Origin of the sequence: Arthrobacter terrae (assembly GCF_015708085.1) — a bacterium.
In the GTDB taxonomy this organism is placed as follows: domain Bacteria; phylum Actinomycetota; class Actinomycetes; order Actinomycetales; family Micrococcaceae; genus Arthrobacter_M; species Arthrobacter_M terrae.
On the sequence record NZ_JADNYM010000031.1, the window covers coordinates 22697 to 46638 of the forward strand.

A 23942-nucleotide genomic window follows, 5' to 3' on the forward strand; every position below is an offset into this window, starting at 1 on the left:
TAGACGCGGCGGGCGATGGGGCCGGGGCAGAGGGAATCAATCAATCGCCTGAAATTGCAGCACAGCCTGGTCACCGGACGGAAATTATGTCCATGCAGCAGGCGCTGAACCTGGCCCTGCGCGAGATCCTCGGCAGTGATCCCAAGGCGCTGGTACTGGGCGAGGACGTCGGCGTGCTCGGTGGAGTCTTCCGGATCACCGACGGTCTGCAAAACGAGTTCGGCGCCGAGCGGGTCTTCGACACCCCGCTGGCAGAATCCGGCATCCTCGGTATGAGCGTAGGCCTGGCCATGGCAGGCCTGCATCCCATCCCCGAGGTTCAGTTCGACGGCTTCTCCTACCCTGCCGTGAACCAGATTGTCTGCCAGCTGGCCCGCATGAACTACCGCAGCCGGGGCACTTTGCCCATGCCGGTGACCTTGCGGGTGCCCAGTTTCGGTGGCATCCGGGCACCCGAACTGCACGGTGAAAGCCTGGAATCGCTCTTTGCGCACGTTCCGGGGCTGAAGGTCGTTTCACCGTCATCACCGCACGAGGCCTATCATCTGCTCAAATATGCCGCGTCCCGGCCGGATCCGGTCGTGTTCATGGAGCCGAAGTCGCGCTACTGGCAAAAGGGCGAAGTCGTGTTCGACGACGGCATTTCCGGATCCAACGGCGGGTCCCGATCCCACGGCGGTGCGTCCGCATCCACAGCGGTAAGCTCCGGAGCCACCGTTGCGTCCGCCAATCTGGGTTCCAAGGTCGTCCGCACGGGCAAGCACCTGACCCTCATCGCGTGGGGCGCCATGGTGTCCCGGTGTCTGCAGGTGGCCGAGCTTGCCGCCGAAGACGGCATCGACATCGAGGTGTTGGACCTGCGCTGGCTCAAACCGATCGATGCCGAGGGGCTGGCCGCCTCGGTCGGCAAAACCCGGCGCGCCGTCGTCGTCCATGAAGGACCGCTGACGGCCGGACTCGGCGCCGAGGTGGCCGCTCTGGCTACCGAACACTGCTTCGGCTCGCTTAAGGCTCCGGTGGAACGCGTCACGGGATTCGACGTGCCGTACCCTTCCGGCGATCTGGAAGACGAATACATCCCCAACATTGACCGGATTCTGTTCGGCATACAACGCGTATTGGAGTACCGCCGTGGCTGAAATTTCCTTTCCCCTACCGGACCTCGGCGAGGGACTGATCGAGGCCACCGTGCTGGAATGGCTGGTAGCACCCGGAGACCAGGTGGAGCGCAATCAGCCGATGGTCGAGGTGGAAACCACCAAGTCCGCGGTAGAACTGCCCTCGCCGCAGGCCGGTAAGGTGGTCCGGATCCATGGCGAGCCAGGCGGTACCATCGCCGTCGGCGAGCCGCTGATCGTCTTTGAGGTTCCGGACAATACAGCCGGGATCGTGGGCACCGTGCCTGCTGAAGAGGCCCCGCGGCGCCGGGTCCGGCTCAGTGCTCTGCCGGAGGATGACTAGGCACGACGACGACGCGGGCACGATGACGACGCGGACATGACAGTGACTGCGGGCCCGATGATCAAAGCTGCGCAGTGTTAGGCCTCGCGCGGGCGCATGGACGAACCTGCGCAGCCGGAGCGGCCAAGTCTGCGCAGCTTTGTCGCGACGGCATCCGCAAATCGCGGTCAGGCTCACAGCCGCAGTTTAAGCACTGCCGCTGCTCAATCGGCGCCCGCAGCCCGGCGGGAATGATGAAATACTTGTAGCTGGGACTAATCTCCACCTTTCTGCACCAAAAACACAGGAGCCACGCGAATGGAAACCCACGGAAAGCACTCCGCGTCGCGGCCCGCCCACACCGTCGAGGGCACGGATCCCCAGCTGCATGTCGGAACGTATGAGCCGGCAGTGGATGCCGGGCTTCGTCCGGTCCTGCTGCTGCACGGATTCGCTTCCTCCGCGAAGCTGAACTGGTCCGACACCGGCTGGCTCAGCGCCCTGAATAGCGCGGGCCGCCGGGTCATCACGGTGGATCTGCCCGGCCATGGCGGCAGCGCCGCACCTGACGACCTTGATTCCTACACCCCCAGCAGGATCCGGGCGGACATTCTCCAGCTGGTCACAGATCTGGGCGCACGGCCGCTGCATGCCGGCGATGCCGCCAGTGGATTGGACATCATCGGATACTCGCTGGGGTCCCGGTTGGCATGGGAATTCGGCGCCACACAGGGTGAGCTGGTCCACCGCATCGTGCTTGGGGGCGCGGGTGGACTGGACCCGCTGGCCGCTTTTGATCTTCCAGCGGCCCAGCAGTATCTGGCGGACGGGACTGCGATCGCGGACGATTCCACTGCGGCCCTATTACAAATGGCGCAACTGCTGCCGTCTAATAACCTTTTCTCCATGCTGTCCCTGATCGAAGCTGCCAAGCTGGAACCGTTCGATCCGGCAGAGGCCGTTCCGCGGATGCCCATGCTGCTCATCGCCGGGGACAAGGATGAACGAGCCGCAACAATGGGAGATCTGGCAGCCCTGAGCCCGGCTACGGAGCAACTGCTGCTGCCGGGGCGCAACCATACGAACGCCGTAACCTCGCGGGCGTTCAAGCATGCCGCCATCGAATTCCTCGCCCAATAGCGTAACTTCGCTCGGCACGCACCCTACGGACCGGCAGCATGTGCGCTCCGGGCCGCGATCTGCCCTTCACTTCAGCCGCTTGGCGTTTGTCCTCTGCCGTGCGGTGGCCCCGCATTTGTACTGCCCGCCGTGCGGCAGCGCCTGCAAGCTGCCGCCGTCGTGCTGCCGCGCTGGATGCAATGACCCCGGTACCGTCAGGAAAATTGTCCCAGAACTTTTGCCGCCGCGCTCAGCGGCCCAGCCGCCGTGGTGGCGTGTACCGAGAGGCGGATGCGATCGTTGCCGTGGAGGGTGGTGCTCAGACCGGCTGCGGCAAGTGCTGCGTGTGCCTGCGCTGCCCTGCCCTCTGGTATCTGCGCGGCAACGATGCCTGCGCGGCGGGTTGGCTCGCGCGCCGAGACAACCTTTACTCCAGCGGTATCGAGGCGATCGATGAGAAGGTCAACGCCGGCTGCCACCTTCGCTTCAATGGCCCGGACCGTGACACTGCCAACGAGGTCCAGTGCGGAGGCAAACGCGCCCACGGCGAAGGGGGAAAGGCTGGAGATGGAAAAGCGCAGCGCGTCGGCACGGGGTTCGTGCACGACCCCGTCGAAATTCATCGGTTCAGCCACACCGGTCCATCCGCTCAGGACGGGACGGATACGCTCAAGCCCCGCCTGTGAAAATGCCATCGCCCCGGCGCCCCAGCCGCCGCGCAGCCATTTCTGCGCGCCAACAACGAGTGCGTCCGCGGGCGACCAATCGAGATCGACGACGCCGAAGGCCTGAATACCGTCAACAATCAACAGCCGGTCGGGCCCGATGACGTTACGAATCCCCTGCAGGTCGGCGCGAAACCCGGTCCGGAAGTCGACTGCACTGACCGTGACTGCCACCGTGCCGGGAGTCAGTGCCGCTTCCACCACGTCGGGTGTCACCGGCTCGCCTGGTCCGGCCATGAATTGCACCGCTGCCCGGCCAATATCCCGGCCCCGCAGCCAAGGGTACAAGTTCGCGGGGAACTCGCCTGCGCTAACAAGAACGGAGCCACCGCAGATGCCGAACGCCAGCTGAAACAGCCCCCCAGAGGTGTGCGGGACGAGCGTAACCCGCTCCAGCGGGAAGCCGCTGAGCCGGGCGAAAGCCTGGCGGGCTCTGACGTCGTCACCATGCAGTAGTTCGTTGGCACCGACCGCTCCCGCTGCTGCCGTTGCCAAAAGCTGTGTGGACCTGGCGACAACGTCTCGAGAGGGAGGCCCATAGCTGGCGAAGTTGAGGTATCCCGGTTCTTCACTGAACGCGTGAAGGTAGGAGGTCGGCAGCTCCAACGCTCCGGTGGAGGCTCCAGTGGTTGTGCGTTGCATGAAACGGATTCCTTTGGATCATTTGCCCCACGGGTCGGGGGCGGGTGCACACGGATGTCAAAACGTTACCGCAGTTACTGCCTGTCCGCCCGGCCACAGTCCGTGCGCATGCCGGACACGGTCAGGGGTTGATCGGCCGCCGCGATCGAACGTCGTGTATCGCTACCAGCAGGGCCGCACCAATGACGACGGCGATCAGCGCAAAGCCGGCAGTGATGCCCTGCGCCCAATCGGAGGCGCCCAGCACAGTGAAGGCAACTGCCGTGACAATGGCGATTCCCACCGATGTTCCAACTCGCTGTGCGGTCTGCATAATGCCGCCGGCGCTGCCTGCATACTGCAGCGGAACCTCTGCCAGCGTCAGGGTCTGGTTCGGGCTGACGACGGCGCCTTGTCCCGCTCCGACCAGAGCCAAGGTGGCCAGCAACCACCACTCGCTCACCAGGGCCTGCTCACGCAGTTCGATCACCAGCACGCTCAGCCCAAGCCCCACGAGGACGCTGACCATGCCCACTGCGACGAGCTTCCTGCCGTAGCGGAAGACACGCCGCCCCGCCAGGTTGGCAGTCACTGCCGAGAGCACTGCGTTGGGCAATCCCACCGTGCCGCTTTCCAGCGCGCTGTGACCCAGGCCCTCCTGCATGTACTGGGCGACTAGCACCCAGACACTGGTGACCCCCAGAAAGTACAGACCGATCAGCAGTGTGCCGTCGGAAAAGCTCTGGGTCTTGAAAATTGCCAGATCCACCATGGGGCTACGGCCGCTTGACTTGTACCTGCGTTCCCACAGCAACCACAGCACCCCAAGGAGCAACCCCACGGGCAGCAGCGCCCAGAGCCAGGCGGAGACGCCGGCCCGCGCCTCAACGAAGGGCAGCAGCAAAGCAAGTACGGCCAGGCCCAGCAGAGCGGCCGCTACCGGATCGAGCTGACGCGGTTGAGCCGCCGCGTCCGAGCCGTTTCCGCCATTCCCCTGGGCCGCTGCCGTCCCTGAATGCCTAGGGTTCAATAGCGGTCGCGGAAACCACAGCAGCGCCAGAACCACTGCCACTATGCCGACCGGCACATTGACAAAAAACGTCCATCTCCAGCCCTGTTGGACCCCGCCGAGTTCAATCAGTGCCCCGCCCAGTACCGGACCGATCGCCACCGAAATGCCGACCATGCTGCCGAACATTCCAAAAGCCTTGCCGCGTTCGGTGCCGCGGAAATACTGCTGAATCATCCCCACGGCCTGCGGATTCAGCAAGCCTGATCCCAGCCCCTGGACGAATCGCGCAACGTTGAGCATCAGCGGATCAGCAGCGAAACCGGCGGCCACGGACGACAGCGTAAAGGTGACCACTCCCGCGATAAAGAGCGGACCGCGCCCGAAGATGTCGCCGGCCCGGCCCGATGCCACGAGCACCACGCCGAAGGTGAGCGCATAGCCGGAAAGCACCCATTGAATCTCCGACTGGCTGGCGCCCAGCCCCGTTTGAATCGAAGGCAGCGCCACATTGACTATGCTCACCCCCACCAGCGACATGAAAATGGTCACCAGAAGAACTGAGAGGACGCGCCAACGCGCCGGATCCGGGACAAAGGCCGTCTCCTGCTTCCGTTCCGTCGTCACACGCCATCTATACGCTTTTTGTGTTCCGGCGACAAACCCGTCTCAGCGTGTGAACCCGCGATCTGTCGTCGTGATGCGCACAAATTGTTTGGTTCCCGGACGCGATCCTCGTGAGAGCTGGAGTTGCTGCAGGAGGCGCCCCATGACGATCATTGCGCACCGTGAGCTGCGAAACAACAGCAGCAAGATCCTGGAACGGGTCAAAAAACGGCGGAAATCCTGGCCGCACTGCGCGGCCCCTGGTGAGCATCCGGCTGGATACCTCCGCAGCACTGGAGGTGATCGTTCAGGAGCAGAGCCCGCCGTACGAGTGGAACGCCTGATGGAAATGACACGCGGCTCGGAGCGCTTGGTAGCCTCGATACTGCTCTATCCCGAGGTGCATTGAAGCAATGACGACGGTCCTCGCCTCAACCGGGGCACAGTACCGCAGCTCCCTCGTTCCCGCACTGCCGCGTAGGCTGGAGCTGAAAGCGGAGAGCTTGGGGCCATCATGAAACGAAACTACAGCGACCGCGCCGAAGCCGGGCAGTGCCTTGCGGCAGCCCTGCCGCAATTCCGGAACAGCACGCAGGCTATTGCACTTGGGCTGGCGCGCGGGGGCGTTCCCGTGGCGGCAGCCGCCGGCGCCGGCCTTAATATTGCCTTCGGGGCTCTGATCGTGCGCAAACTCGGCGTTCCGGGCCAGCCGGAAACGGCCTTCGGGGCCCTTGCCATCCACCAGGGAAACGTTGTCCGCGTGACTAATCCGTCGTTTGTCGACCGGCTGCTGCAACACGGGACCTGCTCAGAGGATATGGAAGCCGTGGAGGAACGCGAGCGAGCCGAGCTGATGCGCCGGGTTGCGGACTATGAACTTTGCGAAGCTGATCTCACCGGCAAGGCCGTCATCCTGGTCGATGACGGCCTTGCCACCGGTTACACCATGCTCGCCGCTGTGGAAGCCGTGCGCCCGAGCGGGCCGGCCGCCGTCGTCGTCGCCGTTCCGGTTGGATCGATCGGGGCGTACAGGGCGCTGCGCCCCGCCGTGGATTCCATAGTCTGCCTGCAGACTCCTGGCGATTTCCGGGCGGTCGGCAGCGCTTACCTGGATTTCGGACAAGTCAGTGACGAAGCGGTGATCCGGATTCTTAGGCGCTGATCATTAACGGCTGCCCGCTAGTGCAGCTTGCCGTTGCCTACGCCGAGCGGGACGCCTCTGGTCTCTTTCACCATGGACGCGCCGATGAATGAAATCGCACACAGGGCCATGATGTAAATGCCCACCGCGGGTGACCATTTGAAGTGCGTCATCAGGGCATCTGCGATCAGCGGCGCAAACGCGCCGCCAAGGATGGCGCCCAGAGCGTATCCAATGGAAACGCCGGAGTAGCGGACGTTGGCGGGGAACATTTCGGCGTACATGGCGGACATCGGACCGTAGGACAGTCCGAGTCCGATCGTCAGGACGAAGATTGCCAGACCGAAGATCCAGATGTTCCTGGTGTCGATCAGCAGGAACATCGGAATCATCCACACGAAGATCCACGCGTAGCCGATCTGGAAGGTCCGTACCCGCCCGATCCGGTCCGACAATGCACCGCCGTAGAGGGTGAAGATCAACCAGCCTACGGATGCCAACAGAATTGCCAGCAGCACCTGCGCGGTATCCATCTTCAGCGTTTTGGTCGCGTAGGAGGAGAAGAAGGCGATCACCATGTACCCGGCGGCATTGTTGCCGATGAAGATAACCGCGGTGAGAATGACACTGCGCTTGTGGCTGCGCATCAGGACGCCCAACGGTGCCGAGGATTCTCTCTTCCGCTGCGCCATTTCCACAAAGACCGGGCTTTCTGCCACGGCACGGCGGATCAGATAACCGACCACGATCAGCACCACCGACAGCAGGAACGGCACGCGCCAGCCCCAGGCCAGGAACGCCTCGGTACCCAGCGACGCCCGGAGAATGAAGATCACCAAAGAAGCCAGGATCAGCCCCACCGGAACACCGATCTGCGGGTAGGCCCCGAACAGTCCTCTGCGTCCCAGCGGCGCGTGCTCTACGGACATCAGGGCCGCTCCGCCCCATTCGCCGCCGGCGGAAAAGCCCTGCAGAATGCGCAGTAGAACCAGCAGGATCGGCGCCCAGATGCCGATCGCAGCATACGTCGGGAGCACACCGATCAAGGCTGTCGCCCCGCCCATCATCAGCAAAGTCAGCACCAGCATGGCCTTGCGGCCCACCCGGTCCCCCAAGTGACCGGCCACCACAGCCCCCAACGGCCGGAAGAGGAAGCTAATGCCCAAAGATGCCCACGAGGCCAGCTGTGCCCCGGTGGAGCCCAACGGGCTGAAGTACAGTTGCGCGAAAATCAGTCCCGCGGCCTGGGCATAGATGAAAAAGTCATACCACTCGATGGTGGTGCCCACCATTGTTGCAGCCACCACCTTGCGGTCGCCGCCGGACATCTTGACCCGCGGAGCCCGCCGGATGCCCTCAGTAGCCATACCGGCCATTTTTCCTCCGAAGTTTATAACGCGATTACGGAATTACTGACAGATCGTTCAGTCGGTACGAAATCTACCATGCGATTGTGATCTGTTCCACAAATCGTTCCGGCGGCATCCACCGCGGCGCTCAAATGGAGCCGCGGCGCTCAGGCGGAGCCGGGCGTGGGAAGGAGCCGCTAATCTTCGCGCTGCAGGAACCCGCGTACCCGGGCGCGGACCGGTTCGCGATCGTAGCTGTTGACGAGTGCGCCCGCCATCCGCACCGGATCCCCGAAGAAGAAGTACTCATAGAGTGCCTGGCGTCCGGAGAAGGAGGAAATACTTGCATCGTAGGCCAACTTGAATAAGCGCACCCGTTGGGGTCCGGTCAGTGTCTTGGCCTGGAGGTACAGTTCAATATCCGGCAGTGCGGAACTGTTCACATCGGCTTCCCCGGGCAGTGCCATCAACCCGCTGGCAGAGAATTTGCGGATAATCGCCGGGAAGCGCTGCGCCACCTTCGGGTACCAGTTGCGTGCGGCGTTGAGCGTCGTCCAGTTAGGCAACAGGACGCCGTCGTCCGTCATTTCGGGCTCCGCCTCCGACGCCGTCATCAGCGCCTTACCGATTTCCACTGTCTGGATCAGCTCGGCCAGGTCTTCCTGGATGTGCTGGAAGCCGTCGATGCCGATGGAGGCGGCCAGCTCGCTCGCCAACCCCAGGAAGAACTCACTCTTGGCGATGGTCCTGGTCACGACCTGATGAGTCATCAGCGCGGCGGCCCCGGTTTCGGAGTAGAAACCGTTGCACAATTCGGGGTGACCGAGCATAAAGATGCGCTCGTTGGGCACGAACACGTCCTCAAAGACGACGACGGCGTCCATCTCCTCGAAGCGGCTGGCGAGCGGTTCGTCAAAGGTACTGCCGCCATTGTAGAGCGATCCGCGGCAAAGGTACCGGACCCCGGGGGCGTCGTTGGGGAGCGCAAAGGCATAGGAGTACGGAGCGTCCTCGGGGGTATTGCGCAGCAGTGTGGAGGGGAAGACAAGCAGTTCGTCCGCAATTGGCGCAAGGGTGGCGAGCATGCGCGCGCCATTGATGATAATGCCATCATCGCGCTCCTGGGTGATGCGGGCCGAGAGCTGGCCGCCCAGCTGTTCGCTGCCGGAAACGGAGCGGTTTGCCTGCGGTGGGATCAGAGTGTGGGTCGCCAGCAGGTCGTTTTCACGGCAGTGTTCGTAATACCTGCGGATGTTCTCCCCGTACATCGGATCGGCCTGGGAGAACCACTTCTCGGCAGCGCTCAGCGCTGTCAGTGAACCGTTCATGTAGTCACCGGTCCGGCCCAGGAATCCATTGGAGTATTCGGCCCACGTCCTGATCGCGGCGCGCCGGTGCTGCAGGTCCTGAGGAGTCCGCGGAACCAGGAACGAGGCACTGACTTTGTCCCCGGTAGTGGGCGAGGTGTACGTGAGCGCCTCCTGATGGGCGGGATCGTGCTGCATATCAAGGAGCCTGGCGTAGGTCCGGGCGACATTGCGGAAAGCCGGGTGCTCAGCAATGTTCTCCGAGACCGCTTCGCCGCCGATCACCACGTGCGGGTGCATCGCGTTAAGTTTGGCCAGGTACTGCGCTCCGGTGCGGATGCCCATGGAAGGTCTCCAGTCGTCGTTGATCGGGTGCTATGGAATCTGGGGCGCTTTCATGCGCGCAAACTGCGCCGCCGGCGCCCTTCGCGCGCACCTCAGCCGGCAGAATGCGGTTTGCCGAGCCGTCAGAGGACGTCCTCCATGCCCCGTTGGCCCTGGGGAATCGTAGTGAAGGTGCTGTTGGCAAAGGCCAGGGCGTCCCCGCTGCGGTAGTTAAAGTGCGCGACTTCCCCCAGATACAACGTGTGGTCCCCGCCGGGGTAGGCCGCCCACGGCCGGCATTCGAAGTATGCCAGCACATTGGAGAGCCGGGGCGCCACCTCACCCTCGACCCAGAGCGGATCCGGTCCGGGGCGGCCGGCAAAATGCATGGCCAGCGTCCGTTGTTCGGCGCCGAGGATGTTCACTGCGAAGGGCCTGCCGGCCAGTTCATCGTGGGCCTTGGTACTGCGGGCAATGCTGACCAGTACCAGTGGCGGGTCCATGGACACCGAGGTGAAGGAATTGACTGTAATCCCGTGCCGCTTGGTCATGCCATCAAAGGTCACGATGGCCACCCCAGTGGCATAGCGGCCAAGACTGCCGCGGAAGTGATGCTCACGCGGCGCCAACGCGCTGCGTGAGCGCACAGCCGCGCCCTGGGCCTTGGCCCTGGCTTGATTCGGGGCACTTGGAGCCGAGGTTGCGGCGCTCTCATTCGGTTTGGAGATCATGGTCGAATCCTCCCACTGATCGTCTGCCGGACCTCGAACTACGGCGTTGTATGTCCGGATCGCGATGCCAATCCAGAACTCGAGAAAGTGATTTAGCCTTTTCGTTCGATACCTGAACCTATTGCTCTACTATTGAACTCTATACCGACTTAAACGACGGCACAACGTCCTGCCCGGGCCTGTTCGAAAAGAGGATTTCGCGTGCCAGATTCTCCTAGTCCGTCCCAGACCCTTTCCCGGGGGCTGCGCGCGTTGGAAATTCTTACTGACGCTCCCACCCCGCTGTCCATCGCAGAGCTTGCGGCCGGGCTGGGCGTGCACCGCTCCATTGCCTACCGCATCCTGCGCACGCTTGAGGACCATGCCTTGGTAGTGCGGGACGACGCCGGCCGGTTGCTTCCGGGAGCCGGGCTGGCCGTGCTGGCCCGCGGCGTCGCCCGTGATCTGCAAAGCGCTGCGCTGCCCGAGCTGAGCGCCCTTGCCGAGGAACTGAATATGACGGCATTCGTCGGGGTGTGGACGGGTGAAGACTGCGTCACGCTGATCACGGTTGAACCACGGCATTCCGGGGCCGCCCTGGCACAGCGTCCGGGAACGCGCCACTCCTTGGCGTTGGGCGCGCCGGGACTGGCAATAGCCTCAGCGCTGACTGCCGAGCGTTGGCATAAGCTGGCACCGGGCCAACCATACCGTCCCGCGGCTGCTGCGGCACGTAAAGCCGGCTTTGCCGTCAGCCACGATGAGGTCATCAGCGGAGTGTCGTCGGTGGCGTGCCCGATTCTGGTTCCTGGCCACCGGCCGGCAGCCCTCGCCGTCGTCTATGTCCGCGCCGACCAGCAGCCGGAAAGCATCGGCAGCCGGCTTGTTGTCAGCGCGCTGCGTATTCAGACGGCGCTGGGCTGACCTTCAGGCTGCGGCCCCAGCCGTGCGGATGACCTTCGTCGCAATAGTTCCCAGGATAAAGAGCCCGACGGCGGCACAAATAGAAACCAGAAAAGCGGCACCATAACCGGAGGTCTGCGCCAACGCTCCCGCCATCGAGGACCCGACGGCCGTCCCGGCAACAATGCCACTGGCCAGCGCCGTCATAATGGTGCCCAGCCATTGCTTGGGTGCCAGCATCCCACCGATGCTGAACATCGTGACCATGGCAGGTCCCACCGGCGTTCCCAGGACAAACAGCACCGCAATCATGACCGGCACGGAGGCCGGCAGCAGCAGGAGGGCCGCGAACGCCACCATTAGCGCGGAGACGAAAAGCCAGCGGCGCGGATGGCTGAACCTCGCTGGCCAATAGGCCATGGAGAGCGCGGCGACGGCGGAGCTCAAACCCATCACCGCATACAACAGGCCGGCCAGATCGGAGGAGCCAAAGCTGCCGCTGAAGGCGATCAGCCCGGTCTGTGTGGCACCAAAAAATGTACCCATGCAGAGCATACCCAGCACCGGAATGGCGATCCATGCCAGCCGGACCGGCTGTGCCGTCTCAGCGTTCTCCCCGGGGAAGGGCTTGCGGTGCCGGAGCACGGCCGCCTCCGTCGGGTGGACGGCAAAGAGTGAAACTAGCGTCAACGTCATGGCTGCGGCCAGTATCAGCGGGAGCCACGATGCCACCAGCGAGGCTAAAATTCCCACCAATGCCGGTCCCATGACGAAGGTCAGCTCGTCCGCGGTGCTTTCGTAGGACAGCGCGGTTTCTACGGCGTCATCGCGTTGGCCGGCGGGCAAACGAAGACTGAGCGACATCCAGCGGACCCGGGCCAGCGGTCCGACCTGCGGCGAGGTGGCTCCGCTGAGAAAAGCGGCCGTGAGTACCGAAGCGACAGCCGGTGCAGCGAAGTCACCGGCACGGTAGGTCAGGATGACGACGGCGGACAGGGCCAGCGCGTTCAGGACGGCAGCGGTGAGAAGCACACGTCGTTGGCCGAATTTGTCCGCGAGGAAACCCAGGACCGGAGCGCCGACTGCGGAGCCGACGCCGACTGCACCAGCGGCGAAACCGCCGATGGCGTAGGAGCCGCTGACTCCGGTAACCAGCGTCAAGACCCCGACTGTGAGCATCGCCAGCGGAACCCGGGCAAACAGACCCAGTGGAATAAATCCCGCCCCGGCCAGCCGCGGCAGCGCAGCGTACCTCCCGAGCGGTCCGCGTGGCTCCGGCGGGAAAATAGGCTGGGCGGATGTGGACGGGCCAGATGTGGACGGGGCAGATGTGGACGGGGCAGACGGGGACGGGGCAGACGGGGACGTGGCAGACGGGGCTGCGAGGTCTTCATCGGCTTGCCGGCGGGAAACGCCAGAAGGGGAAAGCTGTTGCGGGGGTAGAGGGGTAATCATTGCTTTTGCGGTCACCTCAAGCTAGGCGCATCGTCCCTCCTCCCGATGCGCGCAACCCGGATACGTCTTCCATTATAGGCGCGTCATTGACCTGCGGTCTCGGTCACGGACAGCGTCGACCCTGTCCGCCCCTTGTGCACATGAAGTTGGCTGGGAATGCGCAGTTTCATTTCCGCCACATGGCTGACCAGCCCAACGACGCGTCCACCGGAACGCAGCCCCTCGAGCGCATCCATGACCTGTTCCAGCGACTGCTCATCCAGTGAACCGAACCCTTCATCAACGAACAACGTCTCAATATCCACGCCACCGGCCTCCTGCTGCACCACGTCCGCCAGCCCGAGCGCCAAGGCAAGCGATGCCATGAAAGACTCCCCACCGGAGAGCGTGGCAGTATCCCGGCGCTGGCCCGTCCATTCGTCAACTGCCTGCAGGCCAAGGCCGGATTTTTGGTTTCCCCCCGCCAGTGCGTCACTGTAGCTGAGCGTGTAACGGCCATCGCTCATAGTCAGCAGACGTTCCGAAGCCGCGACTGCAACTTGTTCCAACCGCGCGGCCAGGACGAAACTGTTAAGCGGCATCTTGTAGGCGTTCTCTCCCAGGCCCCGGACAGCATCCGCGATTCCGGCTACCCGGATGGCATGATCACGCAAGGGCCGGACGGAGGCATCCAGAGCCGCGTGTTTCTGCGCTGCAGTTCGGACTGCAGCCAGCGCCGTTGCTGCCAGCTCACGCCGAAGCGCCGCCTCGTGCACGGCATCGGTGGCCGCTCGGGCGTCGACGCCCAGCTGTTCCAGCCGCTCATCGTCCGGAATAGTTAATCCCCGTTCCGCTTCGGCTGCAGCCGCTTGAATATCCGCGGCGGCAAAAGACGCCGCACACCGGACCAAGTCCTCGTCGTGTCCGCGGATCAGTTCCCGGAGCACCGTAGCGTCGGCGGACGTCAGCAAGGCGACCCGGACGGAGGGCACATCCATGAAACGGGTTGTCGGCAGGGCAAGTTCCAGCGCCTCGCGTGCATCCGCTGCAGCTTTAGCGGCCGTGTTTCGCGCCTGAACAGCTGTAACTGCCCGGCTCAGCAGCAGGGCCGCGCGTCGAAGTTCGGTCAGCCTGTCCGCCAGAGAGGCAAACCCACCGCGTGAGGCAGCCAATCTGGAGTCCAGCCGTTGCACATTCTCCGCACCGGCGGTCTTCGACGCCACCAATCCCGCTGCCTTCTCCCGCGCCGAGGCGGCGAGCACGTCCTCCTCCTTGATCCGAACGCCCAGCAGCTCCAGCTCTTGCTCGTGGCGCAGCAAAACCGCGGCCGCAGCTGCTGCCTCGGCCAGGGCCCCACGGGCAGCCGCGACCTTCTCCTCTGTTTCTGCCACATCCAATGTCCCGCCCTTGGCGGCCAGGACGGCTGCTTCCTGGCGGGCTTGAGCAAGTTTCCGGGCAGCAGTAACGGCTGCTGTCTCCGCTCGATCACTTCCCGCCTTGGCCAGCTTTTCCTCTTCTACCCTCTGCTGCCCTGTTGCAGAAAGTTCAGAGGGATGTGGGTGCTCCGCACTGCCGCAGACCAAACACGGTTGCCCGGCTTCAAGCTTGGCCGCGAGTTCACCGGCCGCCAGCTCGAGCCGGCGGTCGCGTTGTTCCAACCAGTGTTCCTTCGCCTGCAGGAAAACCAGCTGCGCCTTCTGATACTCCTGCTCGCAGGCGGTCGCCAGGGCTGCGGCGCCCTGATGCGCACGGATAGTGGCCAGTACTTCCGTTCCGCTGTCAACGGCACGCTGGTGCTCCGCTGCAGCCCGCGCAGATTCGAGCAGATTCGCCAAACCCTCACGCAGTTGGTTGTGCCGCACCGAGGCCCCGGCAGAAATCCGGGCGTGCTCCGCGGCGGCGGCGGTCGCCTCGTGGGCTCCGGCTTCGGCGGCCAACAGCTCGGCCTGTTGCGCTACCAGTCGCTCCTCGTCCGGCAGCGATTCTTCGACGACGATGATTTGCCGTTCCAGCCGCTTTTGCGCAGCCGCCAACGCGGATCCGTCCGGCCCGGATCCGTCCGCGCCAGCTCCGTCCGGCCCGGATCCGTCCGCGTCAGCTCCGTCCGTAACGGATCCGCTCAAGGCAATGGGACCCGGCACTACGTCCAGCCCCGCGAGTGCGCAGGCCGATGCATCCGCTTCGAGCTGCGCCAATTCCCGGCCAGCGGATTCGTCCGCGTCGCCCAGCAATGATGCCGCCCGATCCATCGCCGCCAGCTGGCCGGCCAGGACCTCGGCCTCGCGATGCGCCAATACCTTGCCCTGCCACAGTGCGTAGTCCGGGGCTGCCGCAGCCAATCTGGTGCGCTCCGTTTCTGCCTGCCGGAGCCTGCCGTGCCTGTCCCGTAGCCGGTCCGCCTGCAGCAGCGCGTCCGCGGCAGCCTGCTCGTCGCTTCGGCTTATTAACGCTGCGGATTCTGCCGCAGCGTGTGCTGTACCTATCATTTCCAGCAACCGGGCAAAAAGAAGTCCGCCCGCAGCCTCTCCCACCACCGCGTGTCCGCCAGCGCCACTGGCGCCGCTGGCGGACAGTTCCCGACTGTCAGCGGAGCCCCCGGTCAGGTCGATTATTCCTGCTGCCTGACTTTGGGCCAGCGCCTCCAGCCGCAGGAGCTCCTGCTCCTTTTCCGTCAAGGCAGACTTCGCTGTCGCCGCATCAGCGGCGAGTTGACGTTCGACCCTTTTGTACAGCTGCGTACCGAACAACTTCTGCAGCAGTTCCTGCCGCTCCTCGGCTTTGGAACGCAGGAAGGCCGCAAAATCCCCCTGCGCCAGCAGGACGACCTTGGTGAACTGATCCTTATCCATTCCGAGCAGTGCCACAATCTCTGCCCCGGCTTCATCGTTCCGGGTGGACTTCTCCACCCACTCGCCGTTCTCCCGCTCCCGTAGCTGCGTCTTGGCCTGCTGCAGCGTGGTTCCCTTCCCCCGTTTTGCGGGGCGTTCCCAGGCGGGACTGCGGAGCACTTCCAGCCGCCGGCCGCGGGCGCTGAACTCACACACTACCTGGGGTTCGGTGCCCTGATCCGCGTGGTCGCTGCGCAGGCGCTTGCCGCTTTGTCTGCTTCCCGGAACGGAACCATACAAGGCGTAACAGATGGCATCAAGGATACTGGTTTTCCCCGCACCGGTGGCGCCGTTGAGCAGGAACAATCCCTGCTCCCCGAGGGCGTCGAAATCGATGGCCTGCCGACCGGCAAAAGGACCGAAGGCCTGGATTTCCAGCTTGTGGATTCTCATTTTTCCGACTCCTGCATGCGCACGGTTTCGAGAACCTCGGCGAGTATTGCTTCGTCCTCCACGGATGTACCGCGGCCGCGCACGTGCTCCAGAAAGCCGGAGCAGAGCTGGAGTTCACTTCCGGCTGCGGCCACCCTGTCGCTGTAGCTGATGATGTCTTTGGAACGGGCGTCCGCCGGTTCGAAGGCCAGCACCAGGGTGTCAGGAAAACGAACGCGCAGCCGCTCCATCGCCTGGGCCGGGCGTTCATTGTCCGTCAAGGTGATTTGGCAGTAGGCGGATTCCGCCGGCGCATGCTCCGCGGCGCCGAGAAGTTCCTCCAGCGTGCCGCGCAGGATCGCGAGCTCCTTCTGCGCGGTCCACTGGACGGGTTTGACGATTTCCAGCCCGTCGGGACCAATCTCCAGCAGCCAGCCGCCCTTGTCGTGCCGTGCCTCAGAGAAGGAATACGCCAGCGGCGACCCGGAATACCGCACGGTCTCGCTGAGCATTTGCCGGCCGTGCAGATGACCCAGCGCGGTATAGGCGAATCCGTCAAAGAGGTCCAGCGGGACGGCTCCCACTCCGCCGATACTAAGTTCGCGTTCACTATCCGAGCTGATTCCGCCGCTGGCAAACGTGTGCGCCAGTACCACCGCATGCGTTGGCAGGCTCTGAGTTGCCAGGTGGTCCCGAACGCGGTTCAGCGCTGCCTCGGTGACGGAAAAGTGCGAGGGCTGGTCCACTCCAAGGGTCTCGGCGACCATGCGCGGCTCCAGGAACGGCAGGCCGTAAATGGCCAGCTGCGTTTTTTCTCCGGTAGCCGATACTCCCAGTGGCAACATCACCGGATTTTCCAGATCCGCCAAACGGGTACGCAGATGAACGCCGCCGCGCTCCAGGACCCTACCGGCAAAACCAAGTCGAGTTGCAGAGTCATGGTTGCCGCTGGTGAGCACCACGGACACTCCCTCGGCCGTCAGCCGTGCCAGCGCGTCGTCGAGCAGGTTTACCACATCCACGCCCGGGAGCGCACGATCATACACATCCCCGGCCAGCAGCACTATGTCCACCATGTCCTCGCGGACGGTTTCCAAGAGCTGGTCCACAAAATCACGCTGTGCAGCCAGCATGCCGACGCCGTGGAAGGACCTGCCCAGGTGCCAGTCAGAGGTATGAAGTAAACGCATGCTCCTACGCTAACGGCTGCCAGTGACACTATGGTCACCGGCAGCCGTTTGGAGTGTCGGAGCAGGTCCGGCAGGAAATTCTTTACCCAGTTCTGACTACTTAACTGCGCCCTTATCGTCGAAGAAATCCTGGGCATCCGTCGTCGGCTCAGCTGCCCCGGCTGCAGGCTCGACGACGGCGGACCGGTGAGCGGCGCCGTCGGCCCGTGTGGCTGCTACCGGTCCCGGAAGTCCGGCCTCGGTCACGGCCGGATCCGTCTCGAGCACAACGTCCTTGCTCTGCACATGGCCCCCTCCGTTGCCGGGAGTGCCATCGATGTCCTCGTAATCAAGGTCCTCGTCCTCATCGCCGGCAAAAGCGTCATCACCGTCAAAAGCGTCATCACCGGCAACGCCTGCAGCACCGGCGCGGACGGCCGAACCCGTACTGAAGGCCCGGAACAGCAGACCCGCAACGGCCGCACCAAGGAGCGGAGCAACCCAGAACAGCCACAGCTGCTGCGCGGCCCAGCCATCGGCGAAAATCGCCGCGGCAGTGGAGCGGGCCGGATTAATCGACGCGTTGGTGATCGGCAGCGCAACCGTGATAACGGCGGCGTAAGCGAGCCCGATGCCGATCGGAGCCAGCGTGCGGTTGGCGCGGGCCTGAGTTGCACCCAGAAAAACCGCGACAAAAATGGCCGTGCCGACAACTTCAATCAGCAACGCTCCCGCGAGCGGCACGGTCGACGGTGAATGCGAGTCAAAGCCGTTGGCCAGGCTGTTGAACAGTGTGTGTGTGGTCAGCTTGCCACCGCTGCCCGAAACTGCGGGCAGAACATTCAGCACAGCGAAAAGCACCAGTGTCGCGACAATCGCGCCGATCACCTGCGCCACCACGTACCAAAGCGTCTGCAGCCATTTGATCTTGCCCGCGAGCGCGGCGGCAAAGGAAACGGCCGGGTTAAAATGGCCGCCCGAAATGTGGCCGAAGGCGACAAGTCCGGCAATCAGCGCCAGCCCGAAACCGATGCCGACCGGCACGCCCGCCGAGCTGCCGGAACCGTTGAACAAGGCAATGCCCAATCCGCCAAAGACCAGCAGGAAGGAACCGAGCGCTTCCGCGCAAAGCCGTCCCGCGAGCCCGGATTCCGGTACCCGGACAACGGCGGCCCGGGTTCCCGGGACCGCCCGGCCCGTAACAGTTTTCGGTGAAGTCATAAGTCAGTGATCCTTTGAAGTCGTAAGGTTCGAAGTTCTCCAAGCTACTCTACCGAGTTGACAGAAAGCTGGACGTCCTCAGACCAGGAAGATGGCCGCTGCGGCAGCCACGGCCAGGGCGACGACGGAAGCAGCGGCCGCGCGCAGCACGGCTGCTCCGGGACCGCCGGGACCGCCCGGACCGCCCGGCACGCCGGGACCGCGCCCGTGCAAAACCCGAAGCCGCACCAGCGCACAGATGATCAGGACCGCCGTCGTGCCAGCGGCTGTCGTGGCGCACAGTCCCAGGCCCAGCGATTGGGCCGACAGCCCCGAAGTACCCGATTCGCTGTCCGCCCCCAGGGAGACCAGCCAGCCACGCCAGATGAAAACATCAGCCACCAGCATGGACAAAACCGTCCGTCGCCAGGCCAAGGAGGTCCGCTCCGGCTGAAGGCCAGGATCACGCGGCGCCGCCGGCCCGGCTGCGTCTGGCTGCCCCGTCATGGCCGGATCAGGATCAGCACCGCGAAAACCAGTGCCGCCAGCGAAACCCCCAGCGTCATGGCCAGCAGCATCCACGAATGCGCCAGCTCCTGCCCGTTGCGCATGGCTTGCTCCTGATGCCCCCAGCGACGGTAGCTCACCACTGCCAGCACGGCTCCGATCGCCGCAAGCACCACGCACAACACCACGCGAATGGCCCCGGGGGCAAACTCCGGGGCCAACTGATCAATAGCGACGGAGCCGGCCAGCAGCGCCAGCGAGGTGCGGATCCACGCGAGAAAAGTCCGTTCGTTTGCCAACGAAAACCTGTAGTCCGGGGTCGTGCCGGTCCGGCGCCAGGCGGGCTCGCGCATAGTTCTCCATCATTTGCAGGGTCGGGTGCTGTCCCGAGTTTACTGCGTCGCTCTGCTGGCACGGTTCCCGGCCAGCGTGCAGCACCCCCGATCGGCAGCCGGCGCAGAACGCGGTAAATTGGAGACATGGAGCCCTCCCCCGCAGCCACACTTGCCGCACCTGTCAGTTTCGCCTCGCGGGTGCAGGGTGCGCTGATGGGAGGTGCTTTGGGGGACAGCTTCGGCTATCTGGTGGAGGCCGACGACGTTGCCGCCATCCGCGCCCGTTTCGGCAGTGCCGGGCTGCTGGACCTCTCGCAGGCTCCGGGGCCGGTGCATTTTTCCGCCGCCACACAACTGGGTCTGTACACCGTCGATGCCCTGGTCGAGGCGCTGGAATGGGCCAACGACGGCACCGCAGCCGACGAGACAGCCATCCTCTGGCTGGCATATCTGCGCTGGCTGTCCACACAAGGGGTCACCCCTTCAGCTAATGCCCCCTCGCCACAGCCACGCTGGATCGATGCACAGGAAGCACTGCGTCACCGTCGTGGGGCGGACACCGCATGTTTGAGCGGGCTGGCCAGTGGAGAAATGGGTACCCGGGGACGTCCCGTCAACCCGGGTGCCAAAGGGAGCGGATCGCTCTGTCGATCCGCGCCGTTCGGCCTGGTACCGCATATACCGGCCGAAGCCGTCTACACGCTCAGTTCCAACGGCGCAGCCCTGACACACGGCCATGCACTCGCGCTCCAGCCGACCGCCGCGTTCAGCTGGTTGATTCATCAACTCGCAGTCGAAGCCCTCCCGCTGCGCGCCGCTGCCGTCTCCATGCGGAAGCGGGCAGGCGCGGAGACTGCAGCAAGTGCGGATCTGCTGGACGGCCTCGATGTCGCGCTGGAACTGTCGACGGCGGCAGCCCGGGAGCCGGCGGAGCTCAGCTCCGCTTTGGGTACAGGAGCGGACGCCGGCGAGGCTTTGGCGATCGCCCTGTATGCGGTATTGGTCACCGAAGCCGCTGCGTCCTCGCCCGTTGAACATTTCCTCACCGCGATCCGGATCGCCGCTAACCTTGATGGCGCCAGTAGTTCCACGGCTTCGGTCGCCGGAAATATCCTCGGCGCCTTATACGGCGAGGACTGCCTGCCCCAAGCCTGGCTGTCCTTGTCCGAAACGCCCGGCCTGATCCGTTCGATGGGCCAGCAGCTGCTGAAAGTCACCGGCTCCGAGGACTGACCCGCGGCTTCCCTGCCGTCCGCCCCGGACTTTTCGTCAGTCGGAAAAGGCCACATGCTCATCCGGTGGCCGGCCTTCGCCGGGTGAATTTGGGCCGGTGCAACAGCCAACGTACCCGTCAACAGTGCCACCAATTTTGACGGCCTTGCCGGTGCCGAAGAACTCCGCATAGTCGGGCATCTGCACACAGAGCCATCCACTGTTCGAATCGGCAATGACCGTGGCCTCGAACGTGACATCGATATCGTGGCCGATTTGGTTTGGGTTTGTCATGCTGGCTCCTTGATCGTTGCAGCATGGAAGGCCGCGGCTCCCGGTCCGGTGAGTTCGTTTGCGGCCACGGGGCGCCCGGAGGCCGCAAGCAACAGCGTGATCGCGAGGGCATGTACCTCGGGGCCGTCACCGTGCTCGAACCCGGTATCCGTAGCCACTAGGCGCCAACCTTGGGCGATTTCCTTTCCGCCTCCGATCTTGACGCTGGTCTTGACCTGGTAGCCGAGAGCTGTCGCCACATGCTCAGGTGGATAATCACGGATGATCTTCAGCGGGCGGCGGATGTCTTCGCCGTGCACGAATGCCTCTACCAGCCTGGTGGCCAATGCTGCCGGCGGGGTGGACGTGCGCAGTCGCACCGCTTGAAACTTAGCCAAGGTTTCAAGCGGCTCTGCTGTCTTCTCTCGGGTCACCCCCACGGCATTGTCGCGATCGAAGTTGAAACCGGCAGCCAACATTCGCTGGATGAAACCGAGCCGTGTTGTCTCGGCAGAGTCGATGAGATGAGCCACCACGTCGTGGACATCCCAACGCAGACACAGTGAGTTGGCGCGCCATGCCGCGGGTTCAAGTGACGCCAAGTCATCGATCAGTGCTTGACGCTCGTCGTGGACCACTGGCCAGATCAGGGCTCCGAGTCGCTCCTTCATCTCGCTATTGAAACAGTAGTGAAGGCTCCTTGTCAAGAAGTACTATGATCATATGACAGGTAGAAGAACATACGGTTCCTACAATGACGGATGTGCTTCCGCCCATGCCCTTGACATGATTGGCGAGCGTTGGGCGCTGATCGTGGTCAGGGAGTTGTTGTTGGGGCCGAAGCGTTTCGTTGACATCCAACGCGACATTCCGGGAATCGGACCGGGTCCGCTCTCGCAACGGCTGCAGGAACTCGAGGAGACCGGAGTCGTAGAGCGGCGCTTGCTGCCGGAACCGGCACGAGTGACGGTTTACGGTCTCACTAAGTGGGGGCACGGCTTGGAAGCCGTCAATACTGCGTTGTCCCTGTGGGCCGTTCAATCACCACGCCTGCCGCTCGAGGCCGACATGGGACCGGACACCCTGGTTCTGGCGATGCGGGCCCACGCCCGCCCGCTGGCCGCCGGTTCGCCCGACCGCACGGTCGCGCTGAAACTGACGGACTCCCGCACCACCGGCCGGGAAGCGGTGGCGTATCTGGCGACGCTGACAAGCACAGGATCATGGATCGATAAGACCGCCGTTATTGATGGCGCGGACGCGGAGGTCAGCAGCACCACACGGGCGTGGAAGAACCTCATCATCGGCGGAGCAGTCCTCGATAGGGCCGAGGACATCACCAGCAGCGGCGACCGCAAAGCGGTACAAGCTCTAATCAATGCCACCAAGCTATAAACACCGACCAGTGACCTCCGATTATTGGCCTTTGTCTTCCATCGTCGCTGTAGGCGGTCACAGACGTGCCAGTTGGCGGCCGCCACAGGGCGGCGTTTCACCGTCCGGAATCAACGCGCTCGAAACCGGTTTTCGACCAGCACCGCCTGCCTGCCTGCCTGCCTGCCTGCCTGGGATTGTTGCGGTCCCTCAACGTGCCGCTGACCGTTCCCCAAACGGTAGCGTGATTCGCTCATGGCACGCCAGTTCGACCCCAGACACCGTGCAGGATGCAGGATGTTGTTGGCCGCCGCCCTTCAGCAGCGTTTCCACAACCTGATGGGAAGCGAGTTACGATGCGGCTATGTCAGATAAGTACGCTCGACGCGTCCTACGCTTATTTCCTGATTACGGACATCGGTGGCCGCTGTGGGAGAACAGTACCGCCGAGCGACCAACTAAATACACCATGGAGCCAGCAGATTTTGGGCTCTCGCAATGTCTTACCGAGCGACTACGAATCTGGTTCGACGTTTGGGATGCCGAGAACCTGTATGAGAACGGTTGGAGCTCTCCCGGAAATGAAAAGTCCTGGAGAGCAGAAGGTGCCAGTATTGTTGAGCAGCTTCGCGAAGAAGTTAAAGCCTTCGCCGATGTGGAATACGAAGAGTAAAATCCACTTCGATACATGGAACCTTGAGTGACTCACCCAAGACTCCACGAACGCGACAGGAGGGGCAGAGCGCGGATTGGTACCCCGATCTTCGCGGGCCCGGGCGGCGCCAGCGCGGTGAAGGAATGAGACGATGAACGTTTACTCATTCCAAGAAGGTGCCTTCTATTCGATGACGAAATCGATGAAACCTGTGAATGTCCTCGCGAGCGACGGTTCAATCGTCGGGATCATCACCCGCGGTAAGATACCCGGTTGCGAGATAACCGGAACGTTCCAGTTCACACCAGAAACAGGGCAGCACACGAGCATAGGCGTGCGAAAAGGAACACTTCGATCCGCCATTTCTCGACTACTCAGGCCTTCCTACGAGGTCATTCATGACGGCAAGACCGACCAGTTCGTAGAACGGTTCGGAGAGAACTTCCTCTACTTCGCCGTCAGAGGGGAGCTTCACGGGCGACAGATCAACGCTCGAGAAGACTGGGATGGATCCGTAAAGGTGACTGCTCAAGCCAAAGAGATCGGATGTTTTTGCCCAGGCGGATTTCTAGCCGATACACGAGTAGAAATTGCGGCGTCAAAGCCAGGCTCGCCTGAGTTCGGGCTCTTAGTCTTGTTGCCGCTTATGCACCGCATATACAAAGCTGAATCAGATGCTTTAACTTCACTGTTCGAGTAGCAGTTCTAGTTCCGAGCGTCTTCCGACCCCAGGCTCAGGAGAGCGTGCAGGCTACTCAGCCGCAGACAACGCGTCGTCTGCGGTAACGCGTCCGCAGACAGATCCGGATTCCGCAGGGACTTGTCCCGGATAACATTCCCCTTTCGGCGCGACGGTGGCCGGGCCGAGCGCGAGCACATCAACCGCTCCGATGCCATCCGCGCTGCCTTGGCCGCTTGGTCGCACGCGGCGGAATTATCGGCCGCTCCGCACCCAAGCACGGCATAAGCTCCGTGGACGGGATCGAGGCAGCGACCTGGCCGCTGGTATCGGTTCCCCTGGACGCTGACGACCCGCGCAGGTTCCTCCGTCTCGGCTTCGACGCCCAAGGCCGGCTACTGGAACTCGTGGTGCTGGTCCGGGACGACGGGAGCGAAGAACTCATCAATGCGATGAGATGCCGCCCGCAATATTCCGGGATGCTCGGCTAGCACTATCCCGCCCAACCCGCAGAGGATTCCCCATACGGAACAACCACCAACTCACTTCTTGCCTGCGCCGCGCCGAGCCGAGGGCGTGTGATGGGCGCT

General features: G+C 63.6%; 24 protein-coding genes. 11 read left to right on the forward strand and 13 right to left on the reverse strand.

The window, feature by feature from the left end; genetic code table 11:
* Positions 1–86 precede the first annotated feature (86 nt).
* From IV500_RS19095 to IV500_RS19105, 3 genes are all read left to right on the forward strand, one after another.
* On the forward strand, positions 87–1139 hold the full coding sequence (locus IV500_RS19095; protein ID WP_230855200.1) for an alpha-ketoacid dehydrogenase subunit beta: 1053 nt from the start codon (positions 87–89) through the stop codon (positions 1137–1139).
* Positions 1132–1461: a biotin/lipoyl-containing protein gene (locus tag IV500_RS19100; protein ID WP_196398408.1), complete on the forward strand. Its 330-nt coding sequence runs from the start codon at positions 1132–1134 to the stop codon at positions 1459–1461. The genes IV500_RS19095 and IV500_RS19100 overlap by 8 nt, the downstream gene beginning before the upstream one ends.
* 297 nt (positions 1462–1758) lie before the next feature.
* Positions 1759–2580 (forward strand): alpha/beta fold hydrolase, encoded by an 822-nt coding sequence (locus IV500_RS19105; protein ID WP_196398409.1) that lies wholly within the window; start codon positions 1759–1761, stop codon positions 2578–2580.
* Positions 2581–2774: 194 nt separating this feature from the next.
* Here the strand turns inward: IV500_RS19105 and IV500_RS19110 are convergent, their stop codons facing one another.
* Positions 2775–3926: an aminotransferase class V-fold PLP-dependent enzyme gene (locus IV500_RS19110; protein WP_196398410.1), complete on the reverse strand. Its 1152-nt coding sequence runs from the start codon at positions 3924–3926 to the stop codon at positions 2775–2777.
* 121 nt (positions 3927–4047) lie between these two features.
* A complete protein-coding gene (locus IV500_RS19115) occupies positions 4048–5541 on the reverse strand; it encodes an MFS transporter (protein ID WP_312875990.1) in 1494 nt (497 codons plus the stop codon).
* A 142-nt stretch (positions 5542–5683) separates the two neighbouring features.
* Here IV500_RS19115 and IV500_RS19120 point away from each other — a divergent pair, with 142 nt between their 5' ends.
* Both IV500_RS19120 and IV500_RS19125 read left to right on the forward strand, forming a co-directional pair.
* Positions 5684–5929, forward strand: coding sequence for a hypothetical protein (locus IV500_RS19120; RefSeq protein WP_196398411.1), 246 nt, complete (start codon positions 5684–5686; stop codon positions 5927–5929).
* A 105-nt stretch (positions 5930–6034) separates the two neighbouring features.
* On the forward strand, positions 6035–6682 hold the full coding sequence (locus IV500_RS19125; protein WP_196398412.1) for a phosphoribosyltransferase: 648 nt from the start codon (positions 6035–6037) through the stop codon (positions 6680–6682).
* Positions 6683–6699: 17 nt separating this feature from the next.
* Here the strand turns inward: IV500_RS19125 and IV500_RS19130 are convergent, their stop codons facing one another.
* The 3 genes from IV500_RS19130 to IV500_RS19140 form a co-directional block, all read right to left on the reverse strand.
* Positions 6700–8028, reverse strand: coding sequence for an MFS transporter (locus IV500_RS19130; RefSeq protein WP_196398413.1), 1329 nt, complete (start codon positions 8026–8028; stop codon positions 6700–6702).
* A 179-nt stretch (positions 8029–8207) separates the two neighbouring features.
* A complete protein-coding gene (hpaB, locus tag IV500_RS19135; RefSeq protein ID WP_196398414.1) occupies positions 8208–9662 on the reverse strand; it encodes a 4-hydroxyphenylacetate 3-monooxygenase, oxygenase component in 1455 nt (484 codons plus the stop codon).
* Between the two features lie 122 nt (positions 9663–9784).
* Positions 9785–10372 (reverse strand): flavin reductase family protein, encoded by a 588-nt coding sequence (locus tag IV500_RS19140; RefSeq protein ID WP_196398415.1) that lies wholly within the window; start codon positions 10370–10372, stop codon positions 9785–9787.
* A gap of 201 nt (positions 10373–10573) precedes the next feature.
* Here IV500_RS19140 and IV500_RS22445 point away from each other — a divergent pair, with 201 nt between their 5' ends.
* Positions 10574–11275, forward strand: coding sequence for an IclR family transcriptional regulator (locus IV500_RS22445; protein ID WP_196398416.1), 702 nt, complete (start codon positions 10574–10576; stop codon positions 11273–11275).
* A gap of 3 nt (positions 11276–11278) precedes the next feature.
* Here IV500_RS22445 and IV500_RS19150 read toward each other — a convergent pair whose 3' ends face one another.
* The 6 genes from IV500_RS19150 to IV500_RS19175 all read right to left on the reverse strand — a co-directional run bounded on the left by IV500_RS19150 (position 11279) and on the right by IV500_RS19175 (position 19177).
* Positions 11279–12541, reverse strand: a complete 1263-nt coding sequence (locus IV500_RS19150) for an MFS transporter (RefSeq protein ID WP_196398440.1) — start codon at positions 12539–12541, stop codon at positions 11279–11281.
* Between the two features lie 251 nt (positions 12542–12792).
* Complete coding sequence (locus tag IV500_RS19155; protein ID WP_196398417.1) at positions 12793–15969, reverse strand: AAA family ATPase; 3177 nt, start codon at positions 15967–15969, stop codon at positions 12793–12795.
* Positions 15966–17138 carry an exonuclease SbcCD subunit D gene (locus IV500_RS19160; RefSeq protein WP_196398418.1) on the reverse strand — a complete coding sequence of 391 codons (1173 nt, stop codon included), beginning with the start codon at positions 17136–17138 and terminating at the stop codon, positions 15966–15968. Before IV500_RS19160 ends, IV500_RS19155 begins: the two co-directional genes overlap by 4 nt.
* Positions 17139–17234: 96 nt before the next feature.
* Complete coding sequence (locus IV500_RS19165; protein WP_196398419.1) at positions 17235–18338, reverse strand: aquaporin; 1104 nt, start codon at positions 18336–18338, stop codon at positions 17235–17237.
* A 78-nt stretch (positions 18339–18416) separates the two neighbouring features.
* Positions 18417–18824 (reverse strand): DUF202 domain-containing protein, encoded by a 408-nt coding sequence (locus tag IV500_RS21700; RefSeq protein WP_230855192.1) that lies wholly within the window; start codon positions 18822–18824, stop codon positions 18417–18419.
* The gene (locus IV500_RS19175; protein WP_196398420.1) at positions 18821–19177 is read right to left on the reverse strand and encodes a YidH family protein; all 357 of its coding nucleotides are present in this window, start codon (positions 19175–19177) and stop codon (positions 18821–18823) included. Before IV500_RS19175 ends, IV500_RS21700 begins: the two co-directional genes overlap by 4 nt.
* 126 nt (positions 19178–19303) lie before the next feature.
* Here IV500_RS19175 and IV500_RS19180 point away from each other — a divergent pair, with 126 nt between their 5' ends.
* Positions 19304–20392 (forward strand): ADP-ribosylglycohydrolase family protein, encoded by a 1089-nt coding sequence (locus tag IV500_RS19180; protein ID WP_196398421.1) that lies wholly within the window; start codon positions 19304–19306, stop codon positions 20390–20392.
* A gap of 36 nt (positions 20393–20428) precedes the next feature.
* On the opposite strand, the gene IV500_RS19185 is transcribed toward IV500_RS19180, so the two are convergent.
* Complete coding sequence (locus IV500_RS19185; RefSeq protein WP_230855193.1) at positions 20429–20665, reverse strand: DUF1905 domain-containing protein; 237 nt, start codon at positions 20663–20665, stop codon at positions 20429–20431.
* The gene (locus tag IV500_RS19190; protein WP_196398422.1) at positions 20662–21315 is read right to left on the reverse strand and encodes a maleylpyruvate isomerase family mycothiol-dependent enzyme; all 654 of its coding nucleotides are present in this window, start codon (positions 21313–21315) and stop codon (positions 20662–20664) included. The genes IV500_RS19185 and IV500_RS19190 overlap by 4 nt, the downstream gene beginning before the upstream one ends.
* 52 nt (positions 21316–21367) lie before the next feature.
* Here IV500_RS19190 and IV500_RS19195 point away from each other — a divergent pair, with 52 nt between their 5' ends.
* From IV500_RS19195 to IV500_RS19210, 4 genes are all read left to right on the forward strand, one after another.
* Complete coding sequence (locus IV500_RS19195; RefSeq protein WP_196398423.1) at positions 21368–22039, forward strand: winged helix-turn-helix transcriptional regulator; 672 nt, start codon at positions 21368–21370, stop codon at positions 22037–22039.
* Between the two features lie 343 nt (positions 22040–22382).
* Positions 22383–22691 (forward strand): immunity protein CdiI family protein, encoded by a 309-nt coding sequence (locus IV500_RS19200; protein ID WP_196398424.1) that lies wholly within the window; start codon positions 22383–22385, stop codon positions 22689–22691.
* Positions 22692–22824: 133 nt separating this feature from the next.
* Positions 22825–23373: a hypothetical protein gene (locus tag IV500_RS19205; protein WP_196398425.1), complete on the forward strand. Its 549-nt coding sequence runs from the start codon at positions 22825–22827 to the stop codon at positions 23371–23373.
* A 215-nt stretch (positions 23374–23588) separates the two neighbouring features.
* Positions 23589–23843: a hypothetical protein gene (locus tag IV500_RS19210; RefSeq protein ID WP_230855194.1), complete on the forward strand. Its 255-nt coding sequence runs from the start codon at positions 23589–23591 to the stop codon at positions 23841–23843.
* The last annotated feature ends 99 nt before the right edge of the window (positions 23844–23942 follow it).